Here is a 4,695-nt window from a genome sequence, read left to right as displayed (position 1 = left end):
CTGTCTCGGCACACGCCTGGAAGAAGAAAGAAGACCCTCACCCAACCCTCTCCCGCGAGCAGGAGAGGGCTTAGATTAGGCTGCCGGAGGCATTCAATCGCCGCAACGCCGCCCCGACAAGGCAAGCGGCTGAACGGTCTTCGGCGCGGTCCGGTAACGCTCCGGCACCAAGGAATGCTTCAACGCGTCCGGCACGAAGAGCGTATCGGCTGGCAAATTCTGCAGGATCGCGATCGGCTCCTGTTGAATACAGGGGGCGGGAGAGCCGTTGGCCGCAGCCCAGGCGCTTCGGATGATCACGCCGCGTCGATCGATCGCATAATAGCGGAGATTATGCCGATCTGTGACGCGCAGTACGTCGAGCCGGCCGAACCGTCGATCACTTATTGGAGCGAGGAGGTCGACAGCTGCAATCTGGCCACCGGAGAAAATCCCGCAAGCGCCGGCCCAGATCTCATCGTTCCTGGTGAGCGTGTCGCTGGCGATATCGTAGAGCCAACCGACATGGGTGCGGCAATTGACGAGGGTGCGGATCTTGACCCCCTCTCCACGGTACAATTCGCCACGATGCAATTCGAGCGCCCAGGTGTCCGTTCGATTGCCTTCGTCGTCGCGCTGATAGAGCCACCCATAGCTCGCATAGGTCGCGGTTGTGGTCTTGGTCCGCTCGAGCAGGGCCCGAGCGCTCTGATCGGCACCCTTGTCGGCACCGACCAGCAACGCGGCGCCGAGTACCAGCGCCGCGAGCCGCATCAATAAACCCGCTTCTTCGGCTTGATGTAATCCACGTCGTCGGTCAGCGTGTAGTCGTGGACCGGGCGGTAATCGAGCGACACGCTCCCGCCCTTGCCGCCCCAGCCGTCGAATGTCGCGATGGTGTGCTTCATCCAGTTCGCGTCGTCGCGATCGGGGAAATCCTCGTGCATGTGCGCGCCGCGGCTTTCCTTGCGGTTCGATGCGCCGCGGATCGTGACGACGGCTTGCCCCAGCAGATTGTCGAGCTCGAGCGTCTCGACCAGGTCGGTGTTCCAGATCAGAGAGCGGTCGGTGATGCCGACATCGGCGAGCGACTTGTAGACCACGTCCATATGCCCGACGCCTTCGTCGAGCAAAGCGGTGTCGCGGAACACGGCGCAATGCTTTTGCATCGTACGCTGCATGTCGGCGCGGATCTGCGCGGTCGGCCGCGACCCCTTGGCGTTGCGGAAATGGTCGAGCCGCTCGATCGCCTTGTCGTCGGCGGCCTTGACCACGATGCCGTGCTTGGCTTCCTTGCGGCCGATTTCGGCGATGCGCTTGCCGGTGGCGCGGCCGAACACGACCAGGTCGATCAGCGAGTTCGAGCCCAGGCGATTGGCGCCGTGGACCGAGACGCAGGCCGCCTCACCCACCGCGAACAGGCCGGGGACGACCGCGTCGGGATCGCCGTCCTTCAAATGGACGACCTCGCCATGATAATTGGTCGGGATGCCGCCCATATTGTAATGGACGGTCGGCGTGACCGGCAGCGGCTGGCGAGTCAGGTCGACGCCGGCGAAGATCTTGCCGGTCTCGGTGATCCCCGGGAGCCGCTCGTGCAGCACCTTGGGATCGATATGATCGAGGTGCAGGTAGATATGGTCCTTGTTGGCGCCGACGCCGCGGCCTTCGCGGATCTCGGCGGCCATCGAGCGCGCGACGACGTCGCGGCTGGCGAGATCCTTGGCCGAGGGCGCGTAGCGCTCCATGAAACGCTCGCCTTCGGAATTGGTCAGGTAGCCGCCCTCACCGCGCGCGCCTTCGGTGATCAGCACGCCGGCGCCATAGATGCCCGTCGGGTGGAATTGGACGAACTCCATGTCCTGCAAGGGGAGTCCGGCGCGCAGCACCATGCCGCCGCCGTCGCCGGTGCAGGTATGGGCGCTGGTCGCCGACTGATAGACGCGGCCATAGCCGCCGGTCGCCAGCACGGTGGCGTGGCTGCGGAAGCGGTGGATCGAGCCGTCTTCCATGCAGAGCGCGATCACGCCCTTGCACTCGCCGCCTTCCATGATCAGGTCGAGCGCGAAATATTCGATGTAGAAATCGGCGTCGTACTTCAGGCTCTGCTGATAGAGCGCGTGGAGCATGGCGTGGCCGGTGCGATCGGCCGCGGCGCAGGTGCGCTGCGCGGGGGGCCCCTCGCCCATATTCTGCATCATGCCGCCGAACGGGCGCTGATAGATCTTGCCAGCCTCGGTCCGGCTGAACGGCACGCCGGCATGTTCGAGCTCGTAGACCGCAGCCGGCGCCTCACGCACCATATATTCGATCGCGTCCTGGTCGCCGAGCCAGTCGGAGCCCTTGACGGTGTCGAACATGTGCCAGGTCCAGTGATCCGGACCCATGTTGCCCAGGCTGGCGGCGATGCCGCCCTGTGCCGCCACGGTGTGGCTGCGCGTCGGGAACACCTTGGTGATGCACGCGGTCTTGAGGCCGCTTTCGGCGACGCCCATGGTCGCGCGCAGCCCGGAGCCGCCCGCGCCCACCACGACGGCGTCATAGGTATGATCGATAATCTTGTAGCTGTCAGTCATCACGCCCCCGCCAGCGCCGCGCGCAGGATCGAGAAAATGGCGGTGACCGCGATCACCGCAAGGAAGAATTCGATGAGGACGAGCGCCACGACGCGGCTCTCATTTTCCTGATAATCCTCGATCAGCACCTGCAGACCGAGCCGCGCGTGCCAGCAGACCGAGATGACCAGCAGGATCAACGGCACCGCGACCCAGGCCGAGCCGATCCAGGCATGGACGCTGTCATAATCGAAGCCGTTCAACCGCGTCAGCGAGATCATGAACCAGACCAGCAGGAACAGGTTCGATCCCGCGGTGATGCGCTGACGCCACCAATGATGCGCGCCTTCCTTGGCGCTGCCGAGACCGCGGACGCGGCCGAGTTCGGTGCCCTGGCCCATTATTTGGCGACTCCGAGGATGACGTCCTTGAGCAGCACGCCCCAGAACAGGATGGTGAGCAGGACCGACCCGACGATGGTCAGGATCGACCCCGTCTTGTTGGCCTTGAGTTCGAAATTCGCGCCGGCATCGAGGAAGAAGTGGCGGATGCCGCTCATCATGTGCTGGAACAGCGACCAGGTGAGCCCGACGCCCAGCACATACCCCAGGATGCTCCAATAGCCGCCCGAGAACCAGGACACGAACCAGTCGTAGCTTTCCTTGCCGCCGCCCAGCGCCGCCAGCCAGCAGGTGAACAACAACGCGCCGACGACGGCGAGGCCGTCGCCGGTCGCGCGGTGCAGGATCGACACCAGCATGTGCGGGCCCCACCGATAATGCGACAGGTGAGGCGAAATCGGGCGGTCGGGTTTGGACGGCGTGGCCAAGTAAAGTCCCCTGCGAAAGCGCTGCGCCCTCTTAGCCCCCGAGCGTAGGGATGCAAGCCGGTCGGACGGACGTATTGGTAGACTTTTCCTCTCCGGGGCCGCGGGAGAGGCGCGGCGGATGGACAGCGCTTCGCGCGATACGCAGACTTCGTCATGCCGTCCGCCATCAACACCGGCAAGGATTGGCTGCCCACTATACGAAGAGTGCCGCAAAAAATCCTCCCCGGAACGGGGAGGGGGACCAAGACGCGTAGCGGCTTGGTGGAGGGGGCCCGCTACGAACGAGCGTCGAGGCCAGAAGCTGCCGATGGGAGGGCCCCCTCCACCACGCGGCTTGCGCCGCGCGGTCCCCCTCCCCTTTCCGGGGAGGAATTAAGACCTTTCCCGGCGCACCTGCGCGCGGAAGAGGGCTAATGGGTCCGCTTTGACGGTAAATCCGCCTCCCCCCATCCTAACCGTGCCTTAACCAAGTCCGCGCTAGCTCTTGCCTCCGACCGGCCAATTCCTCCCAGCGGCCGGAAAGCGGAGAAAAATCGTTGAGCACGCATGATTTGCCCGTCCCCGGCACCATCGCCGCGAAGATCGACCTTCGCGCGCGGTTGAGGGTGTTCGATTTCGACGGCACGCTGGCATCCGCTAGCCGCGAGGCCTGGGCTGTGCTCGAGCCAGAGATTCATGCGATTTCCGAAGCTTATTGGCAGCAATGGTTGCGCTGCTTCGCCGACGAGCGGATCTGGGCGACGCACGAGACGCAGAAGATGATCGACATCGGCTGCGAGTTCCTGCGCAACCGCTTCCTCGATACATCGGGCCGCGCCTGGATCGAATCGATAGAGCGCTCGGTCGCCGCGGCGTTTTCCGCCGACGTGTCGCCGATGGCGTTGCTGTCGATGATTTCCGCCAGCGACCGGGCCGCGTTGGGCGTGATGGTGGCCCGAGTCGATCGCGACGACCCCCGCTTGCCGATGCTGCTCGACACGCTGATGCGCTTGTCCGCGCTCGAAGGCGAGATAACGGTCGACATCTATAATTCCTATCGCGAGCACCGGGCACAAGTCGCCCGCGACCGGCTGTCGGTCGAATTCCGCGACGGCATTGCCGCGATGGTCGAGCGCGCCACCAGCGAAGGCGTGACCTTGCGCGACCAGGCGGCACGCAGTTCGGGATCGGCGCGCGGCATGATCGACAAGACCGCGGAAGTCGCGGCGGCAGCCGAGCAGTCGGCCCTGGCGATGCGCGAGGCGGCGCAGACCGCGGCGGGACTGATCCGTGCGATCGAGGACGCCCGGACCGAGGTCGAGGCAGCCGCCGAGATCGCCACCCGCGCCAGTT

The 4,695-nt window shown here is 65.0% G+C and carries 4 protein-coding genes and 1 pseudogene; 1 reads left to right on the top strand and 4 read right to left on the bottom strand.

The window, feature by feature from the left end:
- Positions 1 to 93 precede the first annotated feature (93 nt).
- From SPR01S_RS20560 to sdhC, 4 genes are read right to left on the bottom strand one after another with little or no spacing between them, the layout of a single operon-like run.
- On the bottom strand, positions 94 to 756 hold the full coding sequence (locus SPR01S_RS20560; RefSeq protein ID WP_169803479.1) for a hypothetical protein: 663 nt from the start codon (positions 754 to 756) through the stop codon (positions 94 to 96).
- Positions 753 to 2,555 carry a succinate dehydrogenase flavoprotein subunit gene (gene sdhA / locus SPR01S_RS20555; RefSeq protein WP_066593593.1) on the bottom strand — a complete coding sequence of 601 codons (1,803 nt, stop codon included), beginning with the start codon at positions 2,553 to 2,555 and terminating at the stop codon, positions 753 to 755. The genes SPR01S_RS20560 and sdhA overlap by 4 nt, the downstream gene beginning before the upstream one ends.
- Positions 2,555 to 2,935, bottom strand: a complete 381-nt coding sequence (sdhD, locus tag SPR01S_RS20550; protein ID WP_066593585.1) for a succinate dehydrogenase, hydrophobic membrane anchor protein — start codon at positions 2,933 to 2,935, stop codon at positions 2,555 to 2,557. Before sdhD ends, sdhA begins: the two co-directional genes overlap by 1 nt.
- Positions 2,935 to 3,363 carry a succinate dehydrogenase, cytochrome b556 subunit gene (sdhC, locus tag SPR01S_RS20545; RefSeq protein WP_066593582.1) on the bottom strand — a complete coding sequence of 143 codons (429 nt, stop codon included), beginning with the start codon at positions 3,361 to 3,363 and terminating at the stop codon, positions 2,935 to 2,937. The genes sdhD and sdhC overlap by 1 nt, the downstream gene beginning before the upstream one ends.
- A 536-nt stretch (positions 3,364 to 3,899) precedes the next feature.
- Between sdhC and SPR01S_RS20540 the strand changes: the two are divergent.
- A pseudogene (locus SPR01S_RS20540) lies at positions 3,900 to 4,695 on the top strand (methyl-accepting chemotaxis protein); the annotation flags it as partial.

The sequence above is a fragment of the Sphingomonas pruni NBRC 15498 genome (genome assembly GCF_001598455.1).
Classification (GTDB): Bacteria; Pseudomonadota; Alphaproteobacteria; order Sphingomonadales; family Sphingomonadaceae; genus Sphingomonas; species Sphingomonas pruni.
Note: the sequence above shows the minus strand (reverse complement) of the source record. Positions and strands in the feature narration are given on the sequence as shown.